Origin of the sequence: Archangium sp. Cb G35 (genome assembly GCF_001896145.1) — a bacterium.
Classification (GTDB): domain Bacteria; phylum Myxococcota; class Myxococcia; order Myxococcales; family Myxococcaceae; genus Archangium; species Archangium violaceum.
In genome coordinates this window covers 521,875-545,923 of record NZ_MPOI01000006.1, presented here as the reverse complement: position 1 = coordinate 545,923, position 24,049 = coordinate 521,875, and the positions used below count along the sequence as shown (strand labels likewise).

Below are 24,049 nucleotides of genomic sequence, written 5' to 3'. Positions count from 1 at the left end.
GCTAGCTCCTCAGTTCGGCGGCGAGCGCCTCCACCACGTTGCGCTCGTCCTGGAGGAAGCGGCGCTCGGCGTCCTTCTGCTCGGAGACGGCGCGCGCGTAGGACTCGGTGAGGCGGCGCTGGTGGGCCTGCACCTCCTCCAGCAGCTTGCCGCGCGAGGACCGCTCCGCCGTCGCGGCCGTCCACGAGTCGCGGGCGTTCTTCTCCAGGTCTCCGCGGAGCACGGGGTCCAGGGCCTCGAAGGCCTCGAAGGCACGCGCCCGATCCGGCGCCAGCTTGTTCTTCGTGCCGGCGAAGCTCCAGTGGTAGCCCTCCTCGTCGCGCGAGATGCCACCGAACAGGGCGCACAGGGTGAAGGCGCGCAGGCGGGAGTCGCGGGCCTCGCGGGTGGCCTGAGCGGAACGCTCGGCGGTGCGGCGCTCCTCGGCGCGCTTGAGCTCCACGGGATCCAGGTCCGGCAGGCCCGGCGAGGACTCCCACGTCGCCTCGATGTGCAGCGGGTAGGTGCGGTTCTTGTCGTCGCGCACGCGCTTGTAGCCGGAGTACAGATCGGACTGGACGTTCTTGAACCAATACACGGGCACGCCGAGCAGCGCGCGGTAGAGCACCAGCGAGTCGCGCTCCTCCCAGCCCGCCACGCGGTTGGTGCCGGACACCACGCCCTTGAGGACGCTCCAGAGCGAGCCCTCCTCGTCACTGGCGTACTTGTCGTGCAGGCCGGCGTAGAAGACATCCGCGGGCGTCACCGTGGGGTCATCGCGGCGTGTGGCGTCGATATGGGCCAGCAGCACGCACTCGTCGGACAGGCGCTTGAGCCGATCCTCGATGCCACGGCGCACCTCGGTGGCGGACACGGCGCGCAGCTCGTCCTCCAGCTTGCCCTTGCGGCGCAGCTCCTCCAGGTCCTTCCCGGCCTTGTGCAGGGCGATGTAGCGCTGCTCCAGGTCCAGGCCCGTGGCCAGGTCCAGCCCCATCTCCTCCATCACCCGGCCGTACACCTGCAGGGCCTGGGTCTCCAGCTTGCCGCGCACGTGCTGGACGATCTCGTTCGCGTCACGGGCGCGCAGCTGGCCGCTCGGGTCGCGCACCGGGGTGAAGGCCTCGGTGACGGAGTCGAAGATGTCGGCCACGCGGAAGTTCGCGTCGCTGTCGAGCTTGTGGCTGTAGAACTCCTTCCACAGCCGCTCGCGGCGCCGGTCATCGCGGAGCACCTCGGCGTCCAGGTAGTACTGGGCCACGTCCGAGCCCACGTCCACCGCGGCCGGATCCTTGCGGAAGCGCTCGGCCTGGGACTCGGCGTCGCGGGCGCGCTCGTCGGCCACCTGGGCCACCTTGCGGAACGACTCCAGCCGGGCCTCGGCGTCCTTGCGCAGCTCGCTCTCGAAGGACTTCCAGAAGAAGCGCTTGATCTCGTCGCGGAACTCGTTGGCCCAGCTCTCCACCTTGGCCACGGCGCGCAGCTTGGCGGCGGCGAAGGCCTTGTTGTCCCGGTCCGTGAGGCTCTGGAAGAAGCCGGGCTGCGCCTGCTTCGTCATCTCCGAGTCCAGCCGGGCGATGTCCTGGCGCAGCTCCGGGCTGTCCAGGTCGGGCGGCGCGCCCTCGGCCTTGAGGTAGGCGCCCTCCTCCGGGTCCTTGAAGGGGACGACGAAGGACTGCTCCAGCAGGCGCACGAGGAAGAGCCGCTGGGCGATGGGGTTGACCTCGTACTCCTTGAAGAAGGACTCGAAGAAGCGGCCGGTGCGCACGTCACCGCGCTGGGCCTCGAGGTACTCGCCGCACACGCGGGCGCGCGACTCGTCCTTGGCCCGCCGCAGCACCGCGATGGCCCGGCTCAGCGACGGGTTGCCCGGGTTGATGGACTGCTTCTCCACGTCCGGGATGTCGATCTGCTCGTCCAGCCGGCCGAAGATGGCCTCCAGCTTCTCGCGGAAGGCCTCGGCCAGGTTCTTCCCGCCCTTACCAATCTGCTGCTGGATTCCGTAGAACTGGCCCTTCTCGTCGCGGCGCTCCTCGTCGGAGGCGCGGAAGGCCACGTAGCCCTTGAACTTCTCATCGATGCGGCGGTTCTTCTCGTTGGGCTCCAGCCGCTGGAAGGCCGGGTCGCCATAGGGCACCTGGAAGTCCGGGTGGTCCGCGCCGAAGCAGAGGAACTGCCGGAAGGCGCTCGCCACGTAGCGCAGGCCCGCGTACTTGAGGATGTCGCGGCGGGGCAATTGGAGCAGCGCGGTGCCGAACGAACCGTAGTGCACGGAGAAGTGGCCCAGGGCGAGCTTCTTCTGGTGCTTCTCGTAGTTGTCGTACTCCCCGGCCTGCGCGCCGAGCAGCGGCGAGAAGATCTGCAGGTAGCAGGCATCGGCCACCGCGTTCTCGTACTTCTCGATGGAGAGCTGGTCGGGCCGGTCGATGAGGTAGGTGAGCGTGAAGGGGCGCTCGCCGACGTTCTGGCGGTCGCGGTCCTGGCTGCCCGGGTCGTAGTGGAGCTCGATTTCACCAGAGCCCCCGGCGTAGTCGAGCTGGCGGTTGAGGAACTCCAGCTCCTTGAGGGCGGCATAGCCGTTGGCGAGGATGTCCGGGTGGAGCTGGGGCTTCACCTTGTCGAGGAAGGCGGTGGGCAGGGTGAGCACGCCGGTGACGTTGGGGCGGCCCCAGCCCGCGTCGAGCACCATGCGCCGCAGCAGGTAGGCCATGGGCAGGAAGCCACCCGAGCCGGTGCCGCCAGCCACGGAGCCGTAGAGCATGACGCGCACGACGCGGTTCTCGTTGTCGCGCCAGGGGTTCTCGCGGCGGGTGGACTCGTCGAGCAGCTTCTGGAGGGCCTTGCGGATGCCGCGGCGGTCCTCCTCGAGGTTGTAGTAGAGGCGCAGGCGGCTCTCCATGCGGATCTGCCCGGCGCCGGCGCCCTGGGTGGAGCGGAACTGGTAGGTGGAGGGGACCCACTGGGTGACGAGCTTGTCCTCCTGGAGCTCGCGCTGGCCGCGCTTGCGCTCGATGTAGGCGCGCGCGTCGAAGGCGGAGATGAGGAAACGGTTCTCGACCGGGACGTCCTTGAGCTTGTCGAGGTCGTCCTTGTTGGTGTCGATGGCCACGAAATGGGTCATCGACTTGATGCGCTCCCAGTTGGGATGGCGGCGCAACCGGCCGGCGAGCAGCTGGACGATCTTCCCGCCGTTACCACCGAGTCCCACGAACAAGGTGGGGTTGAACTTCTCCGTCGCGAGCAGCCCCAAGACATCCCCCTCCGCGTCATCTCCACTGCATGTAGAGAGTCCGTGCCCGATATAGCACGTCGCGTCGGGGGCGGGAGTCGAGGACAGCACCCTCTGAAGGGAGGCGTTGCACCGGGAGTCGTACTCTGGGAGGTGTCGGGGAGTGCCGAGAATCCTTCGAAGAGGCCCGGTATCTCGCCTATGGTCCTACCTCCGCGCCCCTGTCCAGGCGCGATGACTTCAGAAGTGAGGGCAACTTGAAGCTGAAGATCGAAAAGCTCGGCCGCATCCAGCGCGCGGAAATCGACGTGCGTCCGCTCACTGTGCTCATTGGGCCCAACAACACCAATAAGACCTGGACCGCTTACGCGATGTACGGGCTCCTGCAGTTCCTCTCCAAGAAACTGACGGGCATAAATTTCGTTGGTGAGCCAGGCGAGGAAGTAACGGACACTACGCGAGCACGGCTGAAGGAGGCAGTAAAGCCCTTCATCGCCGCATTGAACGCAGAGCCGACCCCCTCACGGCTGGAATACGTGATCAATGTTTTACACGAAGATACCGATTATGATTTCATCCATGTGATGGATCACGAGTCGATCTATCGCTTACTCGGCGTGAGAAATCAGGGCAAATCCAAGGCATCTGCCAGCCTCAGACTCTCCCCCACCGAATTGGCAACTTCAATCTTGTCTTTTGAACTCGTTTTCGAAAAATCCTTGAATCGACTCGAGATCAAAACAAATCGCCGACGAACGCTGGAAGACGGAAAAACAGAAGATTCAAGCGTGCTCACCAGCCGCATAAACGAGACATGGACTGAGCAGAAAGTTTTCGAGATGTTGCACTCTCAGTTTTGGAATCGCATTGAACATGTCATCGTTTTTCCTGCGGAGCGCAACGGAATCCTCCCAATCTGGCCATTAATCACAGTATCCGACAAGATAGAGATTCCATTTCCCGTCGTGGAATTTGCACGATTTCTTGGAATCGCCCAGGCAACGGCCCCCGTGGGCCTGATGAATTCTTCTCAATCGCATCTCTCTGCGCTCTTGAAGAAAGTGTTGGGAGGAGAAATCGCGTACGTGTCGATTCAAGACCAAAAGCGTTTGGTCTTCCGAACAGGAAATGCTGAGGTTCCGCTTCAAGTGGCAGCATCGCTAAGCCGGGCAGTGGCAGGTCTATCCATTTACATCGAACGATTCTTCCAACCGGATGATACGCTCATTATTGATGAATTAGAAATGAACGCTCATCCCCAGGCGCAGGTCGCTCTAACGGAGTTCATCGCGGCACTCGTGAACGCAGGTGTCAGAGTGGTACTCACGACGCACAGTCCCTATGTAGTTGACCACTTGAACAACCTGATGGAGGCCTCGCGCGCTGCAGCCGAAAAGCGAGAGGAACTGGCCCAGAAGTTCACGCTGAAAACCCCCTCAAGTTTTATCTCTCCTGAGAAGGTTGCAGTCCATGCATTCCAGGAGGAATCTCCCGAAGGAGAAGTCACCGTCCGAGAAGTATTGAATCGACAAACAGGCCTGATCGATTGGTCGACCTTTAGCCGAGTGAGCGAGCACATCACTAACCTCTATAGCGACATCCTGAGATCCTCCGAGGAAGACACGTGAAGTTCGATCGGCTCTTGTGGCAGTGCTTGATGCCTGGGGAGCACGAGTTCTCGGAAGAGGGCATCACAGTGCGTCTCTTACCCGAAGGCAAGGAGACCGTGCTGATGTTCCGGACGGACTCGAACGCATTCAGGGATGGGCAGCCAGGAGTCAAGGCCTGTGACTTGGTTTTCTTCTACCGAGGCCCTGCCGCACCCAAGCCCGTGCTCCTCTTCGTCGAGCTGAAGGGTAGTGACTACGAAGCTGCGGAGGCGCAACTTGAGAACGCCTTCAAACGAGTCTGGACGCAGATCGATCCCCAATGTCAGGGAGGGGAAAGCCGGGTCTGCGCAGTGGCAGTCGTCGGGCGCTCCGTGATGATGGACGTAAAGGCGCGCATCAAGGAGGCGTGGCAACAGCGAGGCTTGGAGTTCCGCTACCACTTCGGTGCCCTAGGTAAAACGGTGGATCTCCGCCCTAACCTCGCTGATTCCCGGCGGGTGAAGCCACCCCCTGCCGCCCCGAGCGGCTCACCGGGGCCCGCCGATGTTCCACCCAGCCCAGGCGTAGCTCCCTGAGTAACGAGACGCCCAGCCACGGTGCGCCAGGGGAGGAGGAAGTGCGAGGCTTGTGGTCCTCCGCAGCCTGTCCTGTTAGGTTCAGTCGCGCCATGCGTCATCCACTACTTTTCCGGTTCCCCCTGCTGCTCGTCCTCGTGGCATCCGAGGCCATTCCCCAGGTATGCGCGCCCACGGAGCGGACCATCATCCTCTCGGAGCATCCAAGGACCGAGGCCCCCAAGGTGTACGTCGGTGGCCAGACGGCGACCGTTCTCCGATTGGAGAAGGACTGTGACCCCGCGCGGACGAGCATGCTGGGATGGAAGGGGCACTTCGAGTCCCTGATCTGCCGCGACAGGTTCGTGCTGCTGTACCCACTGCGCGATCTCTCGCCGAGCGACCGGTTCCTGCTCCAGGTGACGCTCACGGATGGGACGGAACTTCCATTCATCGTGACCGCACACCAGCAGGCCTACAGCGACCGCCAGGTGGACCAACAGGTGAACGTGTTCGAAAACCGCGAGGGGTACGACGCGGTGCTCTCATCCCTGTATCGCGCCCTAGATAGAGAGCGAAAGCTCCGCGAGGAGAACGAGCGTTACCGCAAAGAGGAGAACTCGATTGACCACGCCTACGCCACGCTTCTGGCCAATGGCGCGGTGAAAGCGGTGCCCTTTCGCCTGGAGAAGACCCTCACCCTCAAGGATGGAGATACCAACATGGTGATCAAGCTCTTCTCGGGGAAGGGGAAAGCCGCGGTCCTGGTCAACCTCACCAACACGTACTCCGACGAGCCCTGGACACTCGGAGAGACTCGGCTGACCACTGACTTGACCTCGCGTACGACCAGGCCGTTCGCGCTCCGGATGACTCCATCCGAAATCATTCCTGGTGCGACAGGCGCTCTCGCCGTCGTGGCGGACAAGAGTGCTTTTGTCTCGCAAGAGGGCCTCGTTGATTTGACTCTGGAGATCTTCCGAGGCGACGGGCTCCGGCAAGTAGCCATCTTGTTGGACCGCCGCCTCATTCGCTAATCAGGAACGGCGATCATGCCCACGATGAAGTTGTTTCTCTTCTGTTCTGCACTCGTACTTCTTCCGTCCTCCGGATGCACCACGACGCCCGGTGGCGTAACGCTGCGCCCGGATGGCACTCCTGGCCCGGAGGCGTGCTCGGCGAAGGCACTCGAAGTCATGCGGTATCTGAAGTTGCATGTCGGGGACGCGGCACTCGTGGAACTTGATGCCAACCAGATGGGGGCGTGGCCCATCACGATCTACGACGGGCCGATCGAGAGCGTGTTGCAGGACGATTTCGGTACGATCGAAGCTCCCGCCCGCTTGTACGGATGGGTCTGGACGGGCGGGCCGCAGGTTGTCATCCGGTACTATGAGGCGCATCCACTGGACGGCGACAAGGTCCCCATCTGCGCCGTGGCTCGACTTGGAGATGGCCAGTTCAGGAAGCGCCCCGAGTCGAAACCAGGGACGGCCATTCTCAATGCCTCCGTCGCCTCTGCGTTCGTCGTCGAATCGTTCCGGTAAACAGCCAGGGTTTGTCCGTGCAGGCACTGCCTCATCCTCGGAGAACCTACTGGCCCGGATCCACGCCGATCCCTGACTTGCGCTGCCCGGCGCCAACGTAACGCGCCGGTACCGGCACCCACTGGCGGGCGATCATCAACACGAAGCTCAGCAGACCACTGCCGAGCAGAAAGCCGGAGAAGCGAGACAGGGCCATCCCCGCCGACCCCGCGAAGGCGAGGAGCACCAGCGGCAGCAAGAGGCAGGTGCCCAGCAACGGTGCGGCATCGCTCCAGGGTCCCGCGCCGAAGCTCTCCGCCAGCGCGTGCATCAGGCTGAAGATGCCGCACAGGCCGAGCCCCGTCAGCACGCCCACGGTCGCCCCGAACATGAGGCTCTCGGGCTGGGGTCTGACGAGGAGGGGATGCAGGATGACGCCAAGGGAGGCAAAGACCGCGGCCATGCCCAACAGGACGGTGCCGAACCACTCCCCCGGCGCCTGCCGCCGCCGCAGGAAGAACGCCAGGAGGCCAGGAGCCACGAGCAGCAGGCCGAGCACGGCTCCCAGGGCCTTCTCCCGTTCGGCGCCCCAGGAGAGCCGGGCGTTGGAGAACTCCAGGCCGATGAGCCCCAGCGTGACGAACAGGACGAGGCTCTCCAGCACGCCCCACCCCACCGCCAGGAGCTGCCCCCGGGTGGGCTTGACCCGGACGTCCACCCGCTGCATCCACAGCACCCCACACGCCGTCCCGCACATGGTGCCCGCGGTGATGCCCATGGCGGTCCAGGGGTTTTCCATGAACGGCATCGTGGCGAGCACCGCGACGCCTCCCACCAGCCCGCCCAGCGTCGCCGAGCCCACCGCGGCCCCCACGCCCGTGAGCACGCTCAGCCCCAGCGCTCCCACCATCGCGACGCAGTAGCTCATCACGAGCCGCTGAGACAGGACGTCCAGCAGACCGGTGGAGATCAGCCCGGGGTAATACAGGAGCGCGCCGGCGATGGACAGGTTGAACAGGAGCACCGAGGCGAGCGGCCCCAACAGGCAGCGCAACAGGAAGAGGACCAGCGGCGTCTGCTGGGACTGGGCCAGCGAGAGTTGGTACGCCCCGAATCCCGGCTCCAGCCGAGGGTCCACGGAGGACAGTTCCCGCTTCCAGGCCACCGCGTCCGCGATGGCCGCCAGGAACAGCTTGATGGTCCCGTAGGCGAAGCTCTGCTGCCGCCAGCCCTGTGGCCCGGCGCCGCACCGCTGCCGCCAGAGCGGGAGGATGGTCGAAGCCGTGACGGCGAGCACCATGCCCTCGGTCCGCGTCCGCTGGGTGACGAGCCCCACGACCTTGCCACCTTGAAGCACGGGGCAGCCGATCAGTTCGAGAACATCAACGCCAGAGTCCGGGCTGGTGGTCACCTCGAGGGCATCTCCCTTGGGGGTAAGCCGGCCCAGCACCCGCTGCCCTTTGTGTTCGGAGGACAGGAGCACGGTGCAATTCGAGACGTCCGAGGGAGCATCCGCCAGCAGCGGCCACTCCGGCTCCTCGTCCCCCGAGCCATCCAACACCTCGACCTTGAGGGCCGCGCTCCCGGTACCCTCGCTGTCCCCTGCCCCCTCCACCTCGGGTGCCAACAGCGTCAGGTTGGAATCGTCATCCGACTCCACGACGAGCACCTGCTTCGGGTGACCCGCGCCCTGGAGCACAACTCGGCGCGTTTCCCCCGGCTGGGGCCCCAGCAGGTGGGAGGTGGCAGTCAGATAGATGCCTGGACCGACGCGCCAGGCGCGAACCTCGCGCTGCTCCCGTCCCTGGGAGAGGACACGAAGACGAACGATCTCGGGTTGGTTCCCCATCGAGCGGCCCCCCCGCTTCAGGACCCCTCCAGGGGCCACTGCACGCGGCGATGGCTCAGGGTATCACACGGCCCTCACACTCGAAGAGTGGCCTGGCGCCTACTTGGGGTCTGGCTTGCCTGGAGGGAGGTCAAGCTCGTCTGGCAGACGCGTCCGGTGGAATCTCCACCCTTTCACTCCCCTGACCACGGTGAACCCCTGGCCTGCGATGGTGACGAGCGCGCCATAATCGACCACACCACTGGCGAGCACCGCATCCGCGTCTTCTCTCGTCGCGAATGCGTGAGAAATGGTCAGTGGCTTGCCAGCGATAAACTCCCGGAAGTAGTTGCGGTAGTCCTCCAGCTTGTCGATGTCTCGGACATAGAGCAGCGACACCGCAGCGATTCGAAGAGCTTCTTCTTCCGGCGAACCTTTCGGGTACCTGTCGCTCACGGAGCCGAGCGTCTTCATCACTGATTCAACATCAAATTCTGGATTATAGGTCATTGGCGCATAGCTCAGAGTGCAAGAGGAGCCAGAATCAGAGCACCAGAACCACCTGTTGTAATGACAAAGGCAACACCAGCGACGATGACGACCGTTCCAAGTGCCACTTCGGCCTTGTGATTCCTGATCCATCAACTCTGTCACGCAAGACCCATGCGCCGCTGTGGCTCCCAGGCCATGAGTCAGGGAGCAAACAGCGGGGTTGGTCATGCCAGAATCACAGACAGGCAGTCCCAAATCGGGACCTCGGCACTCAGCTCCACTTCAGGTACAGGCTGCCCACCCGGTACACCGTGTTGGGCGTGTATCCGATGGCCAGTTCCTCGGCCGGCACGGGCTCCCACTTCCCGGTGCGCTGCACCTTGCGCTCCAGTCCCGCGGCGGTGACGAAGCGCGTGGAGCCCCCCGGCCCCGCCTCCAGGACGAGCACCGCCGCACGCGGAGAGCGCACGAAGTCGCCCCCCGCGTTCAGGCACATCCGCGCGTTCCGGTAGAAGCCCCGGGTACCCCCAGGCGTTTCGCGCAACGTGAGCGCCGAGGCCCGCTTGAGCCCCATCTCCGAGCCCGCCACGTAGACGCTGGCCGCCGGATCGAAGTCATGCGGCCGCACGAAGCCCGCGACGATCCAGCCAAAGCCAAGCATTCCCGCCGCGAACGCGAGCCAGGGCCACCAGCAGCGCAGAAAGCCCGTCTCGTCCACCTTCACCACTGCCGGGACCGTCACCGCCGAGGCGGCGTAATGTGGATGCGTCGCGGAAAAGCGCACCCCGAGCCCCTCCGGAGCCATCTGGCCACAGCATCCCTCCGCGACGAAGCAGACCTCATACTCGAGCGGCTGTCCCTTGCGCCCATTGCCCAGGTCCGCCTCCGAGCCCGCCACGGGACCACAGCTCAGCACGCCCTCCGTGATGGTCCCCTGCGCGGTACAGGTGATGGGCACCCGGTCCGCGTTCGTGGAGCGGGACAGGTCCACCGTGACACACCGGCGCGTCTCGCCTCGCTCGCCCCGCCAGTGGCCGAGGTCGATGGAAGCCGGGTTGGGCGCCAGGGCGAAGTCGAGGAAACCCTCCACCTGCACCGTCCGGCGCGCGCGCTGCTCCATCCACGCATTGCGGAACGTCACCTGCACGGGCGTGGGCGCGCCATCCTGTGACAACTGAGAAGGCGTCCAGTCCGCCACGAAGCGCCCTCCCCCTTCGTGACGCAGTGGCACCTCCTGGCCCTCGACCGTGGCCACGGCCGCGAAGCCGTCCGCCTGGAAGAAGGACTCGTCGTCGAAGGTCTTCCCCCGGAAGAGCAGCCGCGCGTCCAGCCGCACCGGCTCCCCCACCCGGGCCGTCGCCGGCACCGCCAGCGAGGCCTCCAGGTCGTAACGAAGGATGAGGCCGTAATCGATGTCACCCGAGCCCTTCGGCAGTGACAGCGTCCAGCGGCTCGGCTGGTCCGGCGAGTTGGGCGCGCGGAACACCTGGTAATGGCGATGCGGCGGCTGGCACAGCTTCGGCGCGCCTCCGTAACGGATACCGGGCGGACAGCCATTGTCCCCCGAGGCCTGCGCCGGAGCGTTGCCCTGGGGACCCTCCAGCTTCGCCGTGTACGCGGGACCGGGCGAGGCAGACGCCGTGGCCACCAGCACCTCCACCACGTACTTGCCCACCGCGAACGTCTTCGATTCGCCGGGCGACAGCGAGCCCGTCTCCGGCCTCGAGCCGAGCACCCGGGCATAGCCTCGCGTGAAGGCGTCAATCACCTCGCGCGGCTTCTGGACGAAGACCAGATCCTGCGGATTGCGCACCAACGGCCGGAGGAATTGCTCACCCGTCTGGCGGATTTCCTCACTGCCGAAGAGCCCGATGACCAGCGTCTCGAAATCCGCTCCCTCGGAGACCCCCAGTGCCCGGGGGCCCTCGGAGGGGTCCCTCAGATCCTGCGGGGCACCATCCGTGAAGAAGAGGAACAGCCGGTGCGGCAGCGTCGAACTCCGCAGCCGGTTCCCCGCTTCCTCCAGCGGGCGCTTGTAGAAGGTGCCCTGTGAATAGGGCAGCGCACGGATGGCGTCCGCGTCCTGGGCCGGACGAGGCGGGTCCCGCTCGCTGTCACCAAAAGCCAGCACCCCCATGCGGTCGGCCGAGCCTCGCGCCAGGCCCTCGACGATGAGCGTCCCGAGCACCGCGGCACGCTCGGGATCATTGGGCGGATACCGGCGGCCCTGGTCGTCCCGGGACTCCATGCCCATGGAGCAGGAGTTGTCGAGGATGAGGACGATCTCGTTGCCCCCGCCCGCTGCACCGGTGAGGAGCAGGGGCAGGACGAGTTGCGCGAGCATCATCTAGAGCTCCACCTTGAAGTACGTGCCCCCAGCCCGGTACAGCACCGAGGGAGAAGGAACATGCCCCTGCGCCAGGTCCGTCACCGGCTCCCACTGGAGCGTGCGGCGGTCCTGCTGCTCCAGGGGTCCCAGGCCCATCAGCACCACCCCGGCTCCCCGGGTAGCGCGCAGGACGATGACCGCGTTCCGGGTCCGGCCATTCACCTCGCCGTCCCCGTTCAGGCCCAGACGGGCGTCACGGAAGAAACCCGGACTGCTGCCAGGACAAGACTGCAGGAGGATGGCGGCCGATTGGCGCATGCCTCGCTCGCTCCCGGCCACGCGGATGGACGCTCCGGGCGGGAAGCGCGCGGGCTGCGTGAAACCGGCGACCACCAGCCCGAAGCCGAGCAGCGCCAGCGTGGGCCACACCCACGCGCCATGGCAGCCCAAAAAACCCCGGCCCTCCACCTTCCAGCGCAGGCGCACCGTCTTCTCCTGCGCCTTGAACTCGGGAGTCCGCGGCACCACGCGCAGCACGGCCGAGTCCGGTGACACCTCCCCGGCACAGCGCGGCACCTCCAGGCAGATGTCGAGCCACCGGTTCTTGGGATCCAACGCCTCGATGTTCAGCGAGGACTCCAGTCCGTGCGTATCCGCCTGCCCCAGCGCATTGCGGAGAAGGAGCACCGGACGCGACTGGCAGCCGCCGAGCCCCTCGGCGCGCAGCTCCCAGCTGTGTTCCTCCGCCCCCCGCGAGCCGCTGAAGTCGAGCTTCTGGCAGGCCGCCGCCACGGAGGCGCCCGCGGCCACGGTGCCGAAGTCCAGCTCCGCTGGCAGCTTCAACTCGAGCTGGGGACTCACCCGCACCTCGTGCGTGGGCATGGACACCGGCCCCTTCGGCGTCTGGAACACAATGGACCAGCTCGCGGCTCCAGGCTCGCCGTAGGTGGCGGAGAACTCGTACCGGTCATCCACTCGCGGCGGCCCCCGGTAGCGCTCCTCGCCCGTGTCCACCACGCGGGCCTCCACCTTGGGATTCGCGAGCAGCGCGTCCACCTGCTGCCGGCTCGTCCCCGGCTCCGGGCGGATGAGCCGCACCGTGCCCTTGCAGGGAAGCCCGACGTAGCAGGTGCGCGGCAGCTCGGAGGTGTCGAAGCCGAGCCCCAGGTCACTCACCGTGGCGGAAACCTCGCCCGCCGGGCACACCACGCGTTCGCCCGTGCGCCCACCCGCGCTGAACCGCACCTCGCGCGGCTTGGGGGACGCGGGCGGTGTCCACGAAGCCGAGAGCGCGCCGTCCGCGCGCAACACCTGAGGCTTCTCTCCGTCCACCTGTACGGTGAACTCCAGCGAGAGTCCCGCGGGCGGCGAGGTCACCGGCACCTTGTCTGTCACATCGAAAAGACGGGCGCTCAGCGCGATGGCCTGTCCCGACACGAGCGCCTCGTGCGCCGTGGGCTGCACCACGCGCGCCCGGAAGCCGCAGACCTCCACCTTCAGGTTCTGGGCCTCGGAGGCCGCCGCGCGGAGCTTCTCGTTCCGTCCGAGGGACGGCAGCTTGGGGATGAACTCGATGCGGACGGAGTCGGAGGCGGGGAGCGAGAACCCGGCCGACACGGTGCCATCCGGCGCCATGGTCCCCGCGTGCTCGGAGGTCTTGCCGCTCGCGTCGGTGACGCGGAAGGTTCCGCCGGCGAGAGGGCGTGGCGCTCCGCTCTCGTCGCGGACCGCGCCCACCACCGTCACCTTGTCCCCGGCGGTGTAGGGGCCAGGGGAGATGCGCTCCACCCGGGCCTCGAGCTGCATCGGTGGAGGCGGTGCACCGGGCGTGACGGGCTCGCCGTTGATGACGTGCTCCACCACGTTGCCAGCGCCGTGTTTCTCCCCGTAGAGCCGCGCGCACTCGTACGGATCCGTACGCCGCCAGGTGCCACGGTTGCGCCGGAGGAACTTCGTCTCGCAGGTGGAGTCCTCCTCGTCGTAGCAGACGAAGCACTCCTGACCGTTGGTGACCCAGTTGTGGTAGTGCCAGTCCTCGTGCATCCGGCGCACGTCCGGCATGTCGCACGCGGCCAGCACCTTCGGCGGAGTCCCCTCGTACCCTCCGACACAGTAGGTCTCCCCGGCCTGCGCTCCGGCTGGCACGGCCCACAGGAGCGGCACGAGGGCGAACAGCGCCGCGAGCGCGCGCAGCATCACTTTCCTCCGGATTCCGTGACCTGGGAGCTCCCGGGAGGAGCCGCTCCCGGGGTGGTGTGAGGCGTCCCCATTCCCTCGGGAGGTCCGGATTGGGCGACACCCGCGTCCTGCTCCGTTCCACCATCCACCTCCACCACGGGGGAGGTGCTTTGAACAGGCGCTGGCGGCGGCGGTGCCGAGGGTGTCGACGGCGTGTTACCGGCCCCCAGCCCCAGGGCGATGCCCACGCCCATGGTCAGGATGCCCGTCGCGAGCAGCCACCACAGGGGAACACGGCGCCCGGCGTTCCCCGATGGCACGGCTTCGGCCGGAGCCGCGGGCATCACCGGAACCGTGGGCTCCCGCCTCCGAGGCGCGGGCACCGGTGAGGCCGGTTCCACCGGCGGGGCGTGCACCGTGGGCTCGGGAGTGGGCACGGGCGCGAGCATCGGCATGCCATCCGGGAGCGTCTCGCGCCGGGCCTCCTGGGGAACCGTCACCCTGCGCGGCACCTCGGGCTGTCCCGCCACGAGCAGGATGACCGTGATGTTGTCGGCCCCCCCGCGCTCGTTGGCCGTCTGGATGAGCCGCGTCACCGCGTCCTGGTAGTCCCGCCCCTCGATGAGCGGGTACAGCTCGTGGTCCTCGATGAAGTCGTACAGCCCGTCGCTGCACAGCAGCACCACGTCGCCCGAGCGCAGCTCCAGCGGCTCCGTCCACACCTCGGGCTTGAAGCTCTTCTGCACGCCCGGGCTGCCCCCCAGCGCCTGCACGAGCACGTGCGAGTCGGGGTGGTTCCGGGCCTCGTCGGCCGTGAGGATGCCGTGGGCGACCATCTGCGCCACACGCGTGTGGTCCCGCGTGCGGTCGATCAGCCCACCCGCGCGGAACTGGTAGAGGCGGCTGTCGCCCACCCAGCCCACGTAGCAGCGCGAGCTCATCACCCAGGCGATGACGCCCGTGGTGCCCATGCCCGGAGCCCCTCGGGTGCCCGCGGCCTCGAGCACCGCCTGGTTGGCCGCGACGAACGCCTCGTAGAGGGCACGAGGCGGATTGTCAGGCGCGCTGGTGGAGAGCACCTCGACGAGGCGATCGCTGGCCACCTGGCTGGCCACCTCACCGGCCTCGTGACCGCCCATGCCGTCACAGACGACGAGCAGCCGGGAGCCGTCCGGCTGGACGCCGATGCGGTAGGAGTCCTCGTTCTGCGAGCGCTGGCGCCCGACGTCGGAACTCCCGTGGATGTAGAGCGGGAGGCTCATTCGTCATCTCCCCTCGCGGGTGCGTAGAGGGTCCTGGCCTTCGGCCGAGGGGCCTCGGCGGACGGCGGGGTGGTAGCGGGCACCGAGGGTGGCGCCGCGGCGATGGGCACCTGTGAGGAAGGCTCGGCGGGCTGAAGCCCGGGCTGCACCAGGGTGAGCTCCAGGTGCTGCGACAGGCGGATGATCTGGCCGGGCCGCACCTGGACGCGCTCTCCCGGATTCAGGCGGCGCCCGTCCACGAAGGTGCCATTGGTGGAGTGCTCGTCCTTGACGAAGACATTGCCCCCCTTGAAGAGCTGCACCGTCGCGTGGTGGCCGCTGAGCTGGGGCAGGTTGACGGCGAGGTCCATCTCGCCCTGCCGGGCCCCGATGGTGAACGTGGACTTGTGCACCCGGTAGAACGGCTCCAGCCCCGGAGGCCCCTTGCTCACCACCAGCCGCGTCTCCGGCAGCGTGGCGAAAGGGTCCTTCCACGCCGCGGGAGCGGCCGGAGGCGGCTCGGGCTGCGCGGGAGGAGGCTCGGCCGCGGGAGGCGGAGCGGCGGGCTGCGCGGCCACGGGCGGCACGGGCTTCTCCGCCGGAGCGGCGGCCTGCTCGGGACGGCGCCGGGCCAGCAGCACGAGGAGCGCGATCAGCAGGAGCAGGCCCAGCGCGATGAGGAGCGCGATCAGCCACCAGGGCAATCCGCTCGGGGCCGCATCAGCTCCCGGAGTCCCCGCCGGACCCCCCGACACCCCGGGAGCACCCGGACCTCCGCCGGGCTGCTGCGTGCCACCGGGAGTCCCCAGGGCACCACCGGGCTGCGTCCCCGTCCCAGGGCTACCGGTCACCGTGCCCGGCTGCGTCGGAGAACCCGTCCCCGGCGTGGCTCCCGGCGGATTCGCGGACCCGGACGTGCCGGGCTGGGCCGAAGTGCCGGACTGCGCCTGCGAGGGGCCCATGACGACCGTGCCCGGACAGGCCGCGGTGGCAGTGCCCTCGGCCCTCTGGCGGAAGTCAATCGGCGCGCTCCAGGCCGTGGGGGTCTGGCCCACGAGCGCCTCGACGGAGAGCCGGTCCGAGGTCTGCCCGGGCTTCACGCCACAGAAGGCCACGTCCAGCCAGTAGAGGTTCTCCAGCGCGCCCACCAGCCCCGTGACGGCCTGCCGGGCATCGACGTCGCCCACCTGGATGTAACGGCCGCCGGAGCCCTCGGCGAGCTGGGACATCTCGTCGAGCCGCTGCGCGATGCCCTTGCCCGCGCTCTTCGCACTGAAGACGACCACGTGGATGCGCACGCCCCGCTCGCGCGCATCGCGGGCGAGGTCCTTCACCTTGAGCGCGGGCGACTCCTCGCCGGCATCGGTGAAGACGATGACCTCGCGCGAGCCGCCTCGGGGCAGCGGCTGCTTGCGCGCGGCCTCGCGCACCGCCTCCTGGATGTAGAACTTGAGCCGGGTGACGGGCTGGTCCGTGCCCCGCCCCTCGACCCGCGCCAGACACGCCCGGAGCCCGGCGGCGGTGGTCTCCTCGCAGTGGGTGGATTTGCTCTTCCCGAACGTCATCACCGCCACGGTGTGGTTGCCGGACCGGGCGCCGAGCTCGTCCGCATACGCCTCCGCGAGATCGAAGGCCTGGGGCCAGGACGTGGCGAACGATTTGGACTGATCGAAGGCCAGGACGGTGTAGCTGCGCTCCCGGGAGGAATCGGCCATGCGGTCCACGGCCTTCACCTGAGCGCCGGCCTGATCCACGGCGACGCGGAAGCGATCCGGCGAGGCCCCCGAGGACCGGAGCTCCTTCTGGAGGGCGGGGTCGGTGACCTCGACCTGGAGCCGCATCCGCCCGCTGGACGCGGGAGGAGCAGCGAGCACGGTGAGCCCGTTGTCTGCGGCAACCGCGGGTGCGCCCACGAGGAGCGCGGCGAGCAGGCCCGCGAGCATGGTGACAGTGCGATGCATGGACATCCCCCCTCGTCCGCTCACTGGGAGCGGCGGGACAGCAGCTGCTCGGGGACGATGACGAGCACGAGGGTCGTCCCGCCCAGGGTGATCACCGATTGGTTCTGCAGGACGATCTGCTCCCCGTGGACGACGGCGCCATTGACGACGGAGCCGTTGCTGGAGACGTCGATGAACGAGGCATCCTCGGCGCGGATGAAGAGGAAGGCGTGCTGGCCGCTCACGCGTCCGTCGTCGAGCATCACGTCGCAGTCGGCGTTGCGGCCGAGCACGTTGCGTCCCGCGCGCAGCGGGTGGACGCGTCCGGGGTCGGTGGGTCCGCGGTACTCGAAGAGGGCGCCCCGCACGAGCCCCGTGGCGGCCGGGGTCTCACTGCCCCCCATGTCCACGATGGTCCGGGCCTTGGGACGCGGAGCGGCGGCGGCCGGGGCGGGAGCGGGCGCGGGAGGAGGCGGCGGCATGGCGGCGGGAGCCGAAGCCGGAGCCGTCGCGGACAGACGGGTGGGAGGAATGGACGCGGCGGCGAAGGGATCGCGCGGGTCGAAGGTGGGCCGGGGCGGGGGCGGATTGGCGAAGAAGTCAGCGCCCCGGGGAGCGGGCGGAGGCGGAGGCGCCGCCGGATCCGGCTCGAAGACGGTGTGGCGTTTCTGATGCGGGTTGGCCGGCTGGGGCGGCTGCGGCGCGGGAGCGCTCACGGGGCCGGGGGCGGGCCGGGGAGGCGCCAAGTCCATACCGCACATATCGCAGTAGGCGGCACCGGCATCATTCTCGTTCTGGCAGGAAGGACAGCGCATGAGGGGCGGTCACGACTCTAGGGCACGCCCCGGAGGAAACTCCAGCCGGACGAGCCCCCAGACCCCTACGAACGAGGGGGGGGACGATTGCAGACCCCGGAGCGGGCCGCTCGCGCGAGTTCAGGCGGCCTTGGCGCCGAGCACCCAGAGCCCCATCGACACAGCGGCCAGTGCGTCCATGTATCTACCCCCCTATGACACCCGGCGAGGAGCCGGGAGTCGTAGGGGAAGTATGGCGGACACGCCTCGCCCCGTCACCGACCCTGCGCTGACTGCTCTTCGGAACTGGTGAAACCACAGGCAATGAGCAGCGCTCTTTCGACTTCCAGCCATCGAGCCTGCTGCAGCGTGACGATCACCGGGCCAAGACGCGAACGCTGCGCCAGGCTCACGTGGTCGAAATTCAAGGCGCAGTCGGTCGGCATGCCGTCATCGGACGATGACAGCAGTACCTCCGTCGCGATTCCACGAATCGTGCGTGTGACAGGAACGACGATGATCTCGTTCAGCGCGCCGATGACGCCATCGCGAGTCAGAAGCAGAACGGGACGGCGTTTGTCGGGCGCCGCGAACGTGTACCAGCGGATTTCACCGCGGCGCATCAAACGCCTCCCATCCCTCCGCTTCCCATGCCAGCGGATCCTCCTGGGAGGAAAACTCATCCACCAGTGGCGGTGCGGCCCGATAGGCCACCGCATCCGAGGAACCGCTCTGCGCGGCGGCTCGGAGCGCGAGCTTCGCAAGACGCACCTGCTCGTCGTGAGGGAGCTTCTGGACGAGCGGCCAGAGATCCTGGGCGGTGAGTGTCTGGCTCATGGCAACACCTCTTCTCTCCAATGTGGGGCATGGGCTTCCACCATGGCAAGGTTACACGAGGACCAGCCAAGCATGCGCCTTCGCATTACCGCCCCCGCGCGGCCTTCCGGGCCGGTTCCTCGGCGGCGAACACCGACTTGAGCACCCGGCCCGTGGCGGTCTTCAGCCGCGCCACTTCCTGTGGCGTTCCCTCCGCCACGATGGTGCCACCAGCCTCGCCGCCCTCGGGCCCCAGCTCCACCAAGTGGTCCGCCGAGGCGATGACACTCGGGTGGTGCTCGATGACCACCAGCGTGTCCCCCCGGTCCACCAGCCGCCGCAGGAAGGAGATCAGCTTCGACACGTCTCCCAGGTGCAGGCCCGTGGTGGGCTCGTCGAGCACGTACAGCGTGGGCTCATGCCGGGTGGACGCCGTGAGCTCCGCGGCCAGCTTCAGCCGCTGCGCCTCGCCACCGGACAGCGTGTTCGAGCCCTGGCCGAGCTGCAGATAGCCCACGCCCAGGTCCGACAGGCAGGACAACGGCGCGGACACCTTGGGCAGTGCGTGGAAGACGTCCTTGGCCTCGTCCGCCGACAGGCGCAACACGTCACCGATGGTCAGCCCGTGGTAGCGCACCTCCAGCGTGGCCGCGTCGAAGCGCGCTCCGCCGCAGGCCTCGCACGGGGTGACGACATCCGGAAGGAAGGACATCTCATGAGAGATGGCGCCCTGCCCTTCACACGCCGTGCATCGGCCGCCGGACGTGCTGTTGAACGAGAACCGCGTGGGTGAGAAGCCCCGCAGCTTGGCCTCGGGCGTGGCGGCGAACGCCCGGCGCAGCTCGTCCCAGAGTCCCAGGAAGGTGGCCGGCACCGAGCGCGGCGTGCGCCCGATGGGCGACTGGTCCACGGCCAGTACGCGGCGAATGGCCTCCACGCCCGTGAGCGACTTGAAGGGCCCCGGGCGCGTCGTCACCAGCCCGAGCTTCTCGCGCAGGGCCGGGTACAGCACCTGCCGCACGAGGGTGCTCTTCCCCGAGCCCGACACGCCCGACACCACCGTGAGCCGGCCCACGGGGATACGCAGGTCCGCGCCCTTCAGGTTGTTGGCGCGAGCCCCCTTCAGCTCCACCCACTTCTCGGGAGCGCCCCGGACCGTGCCCGCCACCACCGCGGGCTCGCGGAGCGCGCGAGCCGTGGGAGCGTCCTCCGCCTGCAGAACCTTCTCGGGCGGGCCCTCGGCGAGGATGCGCCCACCGCCACGGCCACCGGTGGGCCCCAGCTCCACGAGGTGGTCCGCCGCACGGATGGTGTCCGTGTCGTGCTCCACCACCAGCACGGTGGAGCCGGTGTCCACCAGCGCGCGCAGGTTGGACAACAGCCGGTGCGTATCACGCGGGTGCAGGCCGATGGTGGGCTCGTCCAGCACGTACATGGCCCCGGTGAGGCCCGCGCCGAGCTGCGCGGACAGCCGAAGCCGCTGCATCTCTCCACCCGAGAGCGTGGACGCGTTCCGGTCCAACGACAGGTAGCCCAGTCCCACCCGGTCGAGGAACTCCATGCGCCGCAGCAGCTCCTGGCGGGACGGCTCGCCGAGCAGCGCCCGGTCCCCCTTGAACTTCCACCCGCGCACCTGCTCCAGCGCGGCGGTGACGGACTGCTGCACCACCTCGTGGTAGCGATTCCCCTCCAGCTTCACGGCACGCGGCACCGGCTCCAGGCGCGAGCCCTCGCAGGTACCGCACGGCTCCGAGCGGCCCTCGGCCAGGGCCTCCGAGCCCCCCTCCACGCCCGTCCCCTCGCAGGCCTCGCACCGGCCCTGCTTCGTATTGAAGGAGAACCAGCGCGGATCCATCTCCGGCACGGAGAAGCCGCAGACGGGGCAGGTGCGCTCGCTGGACAGGAGCGTCTCCTTGTTCCCGCTGGAGCGGACCTTCAGAGCGCCCTTGCCCCAGGTGAGGGCCTTGTCGAACACCTCGCGCGGCAGCTTCGCCAGCTTGCCCTGGTACATGACGAGATCGATGTCGTGCTCGCGCGACTTCACGAGCTGGGGCGGCTGGTCCGTGGAGACCACCTTGCCATCGGCGATGGCCGTCTCGATGCCCGCGCGGGCGGCGGCGGTGAAGACGTCCAGGTAGGTGCCCTTGCGCGCGCGCACGGCGGGGGCGAGCACGGTGCCGTCCCCCTTCATGGCGGTGAGCTGCGCGTAGAGGGCCTCGGCCGTGGTGGCGGCGATGGGCTCGCCATCACGCGGGCAGTGGGGCTGGCCCAGCTTGGCGAAGAGGAGGCGCAGGTAGTGGGCCACCTCGGTGACGGTGGCCACCGTACTCGTGGCGCCCGCGCGCGAGGTGCGCTGCTCCAGTGCCACCGAGGGTGGAATGCTGCTGATGCGCTCCACGTCCGGACGAGGCATGGTGGGGAGGAACTGGCGCGCGTATGGCGTCAGCGTCTCCAGGAAGCGCCGCTGCCCTTCCGCGAACACCACGTCGAAGACGAGCGAGCTCTTCCCCGAGCCGCTCGGCCCCGTCACCACCGTCATCTTCCCCAGCGGAATCCGGCAGGACACCTCCTGCAGGTTGTGCTCGCGTGCGTGCTCCACCTCGATGGCGGGAGCCGCCTCCGCCGAGCCCTTGCCTCGCTTGCCCGGCACCACCGGCTCGGCCAGCTCCCCACGCAGTGCCTCCGCGGTGAGCCCCTTGCTGCGAGCGAGCTGCTCCGGCGTGCCCTCGGCCACCAGGCGCCCGCCGTTGCGGCCACCACCCGGACCCAGATCGATGATCCAATCCGCGCCGCGCATGACCACGAGGTCATGGTCCACCACGATGACGCTCGCGCCGCGGTCCACCAGCTCGTGCAGCGCGGCGAGCACCTGGCGCACGTCCGCGTCGTGCAGGCCGGCGCTCGGCTCGTCGATGAGGAAGAGCGAGCCCTTCGCCTCGCTGGCCAGGGCGCGCGCCAGCTTGAGCCGCTGGGCCTCTCCTCCGGAAAGGGTGGACAGGGGCTGGCCGAGGGGCAGGTACCCCAGACCCAGCCGGGACACGGGCCCCAGGGCGCGAACCAGGGGCTTGTCGTCGGAGAAGCGCGCGAGCACCTCGTCCACGGTCAGCTCCAGCACGTCCGCCACGGAGAGCCCATGGTGCCGGATGGCCAGCACCTCCTCCTTGAAGCGGCGGCCCCGGCACACCGGGCACAGCAGGGACACGTCCGCGAGGAACTGCATCTCCACCGTCTCGTAGCCCTCGCCCGAGCAGGCCTCGCAGCGCCCCTTGTCCACGTTGAAGGAGAAGTGCGCCGAGGTCAGCCCACGCACCTCGGCCTCGGGCTCGGAGGCGAAACGCTCGCGCAGCCGGTCCCACGCCTTGGTGTACGTGGCCGCGTTGCCGCGCGAGGTGCGCCCCAGCGGCGACTGGTCCACGAAGGTGACGCGCTCCACCGCCTCCAGCCCGTCCACGCCGTCCGCCTCACCCGGCACCTCCACGTCCTTCTCGCCCAGGGCACGCCCCAGGTGGCGGTACAGCACCTCGTCCATCAGGGTGCTCTTGCCCGAACCACTCGGCCCGGTGATGGCGCACAGCACGCCCAGCGGCACGCTCACAGACACGCCCTGGAGGTTGTGGGCCCGGGCGTTGCGCACCACCAGCTCACCCGTCCGCTTGCGTGGCTCACGCTTCACCTCTCCGGTGCCCGCCAGTAGCCGGCCGGTGGGCAGGTCCGCGCGCTTCGCCAACGCCTGCGGCGTCCCGTCGAAGCACAGCTTCCCGCCGTGCTTCCCGGCCCCGGGCCCCAACTCCAGCACGCGGTGCGCGGAGCGGACCACGAGTGGATCATGCTCGATGACGAGCGCGATGTTGCCCCGCGTGGCCAGCTCGGCCATGGCGCCGGTGAGCGGCCCCACGTCGGCGGGATGCAGGCCCACGGTGGGCTCGTCCAGCACGAAGAGCGCTCCCGTCAGCGAGGTACCCAGCGCCGCGGTGAGGGACACGCGCTGCGCCTCGCCGCCGGACAACGTACGCGCGGGCCGGTCCAACGTGAGGTAACCCAGGCCCACACGCTCCAGGTAGCCGAGGCGCCCGGCCAGCTCGCGGCGCACCAGCTCGCCCTGGCCGGTATGGGTGCGCAGGGCATCCAGCCGCGCGCGGGCATCGGACAGCTCCAGCCCATGCCACGCGGCCAGATCCAACCCGCCCACGCGCCAGGCCCGCGCGGACTCGTTGAGGCGCGCGCCCTGACAGCTCTCGCACAGCGAATAGGCGCGGTAGCGCGAGAGCAGCACGCGCACGTGCATCTTGTACGTGCGGCTCTCCATCCAGCGGAACCACGCGCGCACGCCCGGATAGGCCCGGCCGCCGTCGTAGTCACCCTCCCCTTCCAGCACCCGCTCGCGCTGCGCCGGGGTGAGCCGCTCCCACGGCACGTCCAGCGGAATGCCGTGCTCGCGCGCGTAGCGGAACAGCATCTTCCGCTCCCACTCGGACGTCTTGCCCGACCAGGGACGGATGGCGCCCTTTTCCAGGCTCAGCGACGGATTGGGCACCACCTTGGCCCAGTCGATGCCGATGGTGCGGCCGAAGCCCCGGCACGTGGGGCAGGCCCCGGTGGGCGACTGGTAGCTGAAGAGGCCGGGCCGGGCCTGCTCGAACTCGCGCGAGCACTTGGGGCACACCAGGCCACGGCGGATGCGCCGGGCTCCCGAAGGCGTGAAGGCCACCGCCTCGCCGTTCCCCATGGACCATGCCGACTCCAGCGCCGCCGTCACCCGGCTCAGCTGCCCCTGGGACAACTTCAACCGGTCCACCACCACATGGGCCACACCGGCCGAGTCCGTGGCCTCGGCGGGCCGCAGCGACTCCAACTCCCGCACCTCGCCCTGCACCACCAGCCGGTGGAAGCCGTCCTTCAGCAGCCGGGCGCGCACGTCGAGGAACTCGGCGGTGTCCGCGATACGCAGGGGGAAGGCCAACACGGCCAGGGCGTCGGGCTCGGCGGCGAGCACCGCGGTGGCGGCCACGCGCGCATCGGTGCGCACCGCCTCCACCCCGCAGGTGGGGCATACCGGCATGGCCTCACGGGTGAAGAGGGCGGACAGGTAGGCCTCCACGTCCGCCAGGGTGGCCACGGTGGAGCGCGAGCTCTTCACCGGCGCGCGGCGATCCACGGCCACGCCCGCGGCCACGGGCTCCAGGGTGTCCATCGGGGGCCGCTCCAGCCGCTCGAGGAACTGGCGGGCATACGGGCTGAAGCTCTCGACGAAGCGGCGCTGGCCCTCGGCGTAGAGGGTGTCCAACGCGAGACTGGACTTGCCGGAGCCAGACACGCCCGTGAGGCACACCAGCTCGCCTTCCGCGAGGTCCACCGAGAGGGACTGGAGATTGTGGGTCCGAGCGCCAACGAGGTGCGTCTTATGCATGAGAGGCGCTGATTTAACGGCGGAAGTCGGGCTCGCCAACGGAATCTGTAACGTGGTACCGGGCAGGCACTTGGGGCATCCCGTACAGTCCCTTCCATTCCAACCCCGATGTGCATGGTGCCGATCTAG

At 68.3% G+C, this 24,049-nt stretch carries 15 protein-coding genes; 4 read left to right on the top strand and 11 right to left on the bottom strand.

What is annotated here, in order from left to right; all coding sequences use genetic code 11:
• Position 1: 1 nt before the first annotated feature.
• Positions 2-3,226: a tubulin-like doman-containing protein gene (locus BO221_RS21035; RefSeq protein ID WP_073562253.1), complete on the bottom strand. Its 3,225-nt coding sequence runs from the start codon at positions 3,224-3,226 to the stop codon at positions 2-4.
• A 236-nt stretch (positions 3,227-3,462) separates the two neighbouring features.
• Here BO221_RS21035 and BO221_RS21030 point away from each other — a divergent pair, with 236 nt between their 5' ends.
• The 4 genes from BO221_RS21030 (at position 3,463) to BO221_RS21015 (ending at position 6,916) form a co-directional block, all read left to right on the top strand.
• The gene (locus BO221_RS21030; RefSeq protein WP_073562252.1) at positions 3,463-4,833 is read left to right on the top strand and encodes an AAA family ATPase; all 1,371 of its coding nucleotides are present in this window, start codon (positions 3,463-3,465) and stop codon (positions 4,831-4,833) included.
• Positions 4,830-5,390: a hypothetical protein gene (locus BO221_RS21025; RefSeq protein ID WP_073562251.1), complete on the top strand. Its 561-nt coding sequence runs from the start codon at positions 4,830-4,832 to the stop codon at positions 5,388-5,390. Before BO221_RS21030 ends, BO221_RS21025 begins: the two co-directional genes overlap by 4 nt.
• Before the next feature lie 92 nt (positions 5,391-5,482).
• The gene (locus tag BO221_RS21020) at positions 5,483-6,406 is read left to right on the top strand and encodes a DUF2381 family protein (RefSeq protein ID WP_073562363.1); all 924 of its coding nucleotides are present in this window, start codon (positions 5,483-5,485) and stop codon (positions 6,404-6,406) included.
• Between the two features lie 15 nt (positions 6,407-6,421).
• A complete protein-coding gene (locus BO221_RS21015) occupies positions 6,422-6,916 on the top strand; it encodes a serine/threonine protein kinase (RefSeq protein ID WP_073562250.1) in 495 nt (164 codons plus the stop codon).
• A 46-nt stretch (positions 6,917-6,962) separates the two neighbouring features.
• Here the strand turns inward: BO221_RS21015 and BO221_RS21010 are convergent, their stop codons facing one another.
• From BO221_RS21010 to uvrA, 10 genes are all read right to left on the bottom strand, one after another.
• Positions 6,963-8,744: a CBS domain-containing protein gene (locus tag BO221_RS21010; RefSeq protein ID WP_143195582.1), complete on the bottom strand. Its 1,782-nt coding sequence runs from the start codon at positions 8,742-8,744 to the stop codon at positions 6,963-6,965.
• 99 nt (positions 8,745-8,843) lie between these two features.
• Complete coding sequence (locus tag BO221_RS21005) at positions 8,844-9,197, bottom strand: hypothetical protein (protein ID WP_198956153.1); 354 nt, start codon at positions 9,195-9,197, stop codon at positions 8,844-8,846.
• A gap of 289 nt (positions 9,198-9,486) precedes the next feature.
• Positions 9,487-11,562 (bottom strand): vWA domain-containing protein, encoded by a 2,076-nt coding sequence (locus tag BO221_RS21000; protein WP_073562247.1) that lies wholly within the window; start codon positions 11,560-11,562, stop codon positions 9,487-9,489.
• Positions 11,563-13,740 carry a hypothetical protein gene (locus BO221_RS20995; protein ID WP_073562246.1) on the bottom strand — a complete coding sequence of 726 codons (2,178 nt, stop codon included), beginning with the start codon at positions 13,738-13,740 and terminating at the stop codon, positions 11,563-11,565.
• A complete protein-coding gene (locus BO221_RS20990; RefSeq protein WP_073562245.1) occupies positions 13,740-14,984 on the bottom strand; it encodes a protein phosphatase 2C domain-containing protein in 1,245 nt (414 codons plus the stop codon). Before BO221_RS20990 ends, BO221_RS20995 begins: the two co-directional genes overlap by 1 nt.
• Positions 14,981-16,924, bottom strand: a complete 1,944-nt coding sequence (locus tag BO221_RS20985; protein ID WP_158079889.1) for an FHA domain-containing protein — start codon at positions 16,922-16,924, stop codon at positions 14,981-14,983. Before BO221_RS20985 ends, BO221_RS20990 begins: the two co-directional genes overlap by 4 nt.
• A gap of 20 nt (positions 16,925-16,944) precedes the next feature.
• A complete protein-coding gene (locus tag BO221_RS54915; protein WP_073562243.1) occupies positions 16,945-17,655 on the bottom strand; it encodes an FHA domain-containing protein in 711 nt (236 codons plus the stop codon).
• 317 nt (positions 17,656-17,972) lie between these two features.
• Positions 17,973-18,320 (bottom strand): type II toxin-antitoxin system PemK/MazF family toxin, encoded by a 348-nt coding sequence (locus BO221_RS20975; protein ID WP_073562242.1) that lies wholly within the window; start codon positions 18,318-18,320, stop codon positions 17,973-17,975.
• Positions 18,307-18,534 (bottom strand): hypothetical protein, encoded by a 228-nt coding sequence (locus BO221_RS20970; RefSeq protein ID WP_073562241.1) that lies wholly within the window; start codon positions 18,532-18,534, stop codon positions 18,307-18,309. Before BO221_RS20970 ends, BO221_RS20975 begins: the two co-directional genes overlap by 14 nt.
• Positions 18,535-18,619: 85 nt before the next feature.
• On the bottom strand, positions 18,620-23,920 hold the full coding sequence (uvrA, locus tag BO221_RS20965) for an excinuclease ABC subunit UvrA (protein ID WP_073562240.1): 5,301 nt from the start codon (positions 23,918-23,920) through the stop codon (positions 18,620-18,622).
• Between the last annotated feature and the right edge of the window lie 129 nt (positions 23,921-24,049).

Excerpts from the sequence above, each read along its gene's own strand:
- BO221_RS21020 (WP_073562363.1), top strand. The coding sequence starts at position 5,483 with ATGCGTCATCCACTACTTTTCCGGTTCCCCCTGCTGCTCGTCCTCGTG.
- BO221_RS21015 (WP_073562250.1), top strand. The coding sequence starts at position 6,422 with ATGCCCACGATGAAGTTGTTTCTCTTCTGTTCTGCACTCGTACTTCTT.
- BO221_RS21010 (WP_143195582.1), bottom strand. The coding sequence starts at position 8,744 with ATGGGGAACCAACCCGAGATCGTTCGTCTTCGTGTCCTCTCCCAGGGA.
- BO221_RS21005 (WP_198956153.1), bottom strand. The coding sequence starts at position 9,197 with ATGAAGACGCTCGGCTCCGTGAGCGACAGGTACCCGAAAGGTTCGCCG.
- BO221_RS21000 (WP_073562247.1), bottom strand. The coding sequence starts at position 11,562 with ATGATGCTCGCGCAACTCGTCCTGCCCCTGCTCCTCACCGGTGCAGCG.
- BO221_RS20995 (WP_073562246.1), bottom strand. The coding sequence starts at position 13,740 with ATGCTGCGCGCGCTCGCGGCGCTGTTCGCCCTCGTGCCGCTCCTGTGG.
- BO221_RS20990 (WP_073562245.1), bottom strand. The coding sequence starts at position 14,984 with ATGAGCCTCCCGCTCTACATCCACGGGAGTTCCGACGTCGGGCGCCAG.
- BO221_RS20985 (WP_158079889.1), bottom strand. The coding sequence starts at position 16,924 with ATGCATCGCACTGTCACCATGCTCGCGGGCCTGCTCGCCGCGCTCCTC.
- BO221_RS54915 (WP_073562243.1), bottom strand. The coding sequence starts at position 17,655 with ATGGACTTGGCGCCTCCCCGGCCCGCCCCCGGCCCCGTGAGCGCTCCC.
- BO221_RS20975 (WP_073562242.1), bottom strand. The coding sequence starts at position 18,320 with ATGCGCCGCGGTGAAATCCGCTGGTACACGTTCGCGGCGCCCGACAAA.
- BO221_RS20970 (WP_073562241.1), bottom strand. The coding sequence starts at position 18,534 with ATGAGCCAGACACTCACCGCCCAGGATCTCTGGCCGCTCGTCCAGAAG.
- uvrA (WP_073562240.1), bottom strand. The coding sequence starts at position 23,920 with ATGCATAAGACGCACCTCGTTGGCGCTCGGACCCACAATCTCCAGTCC.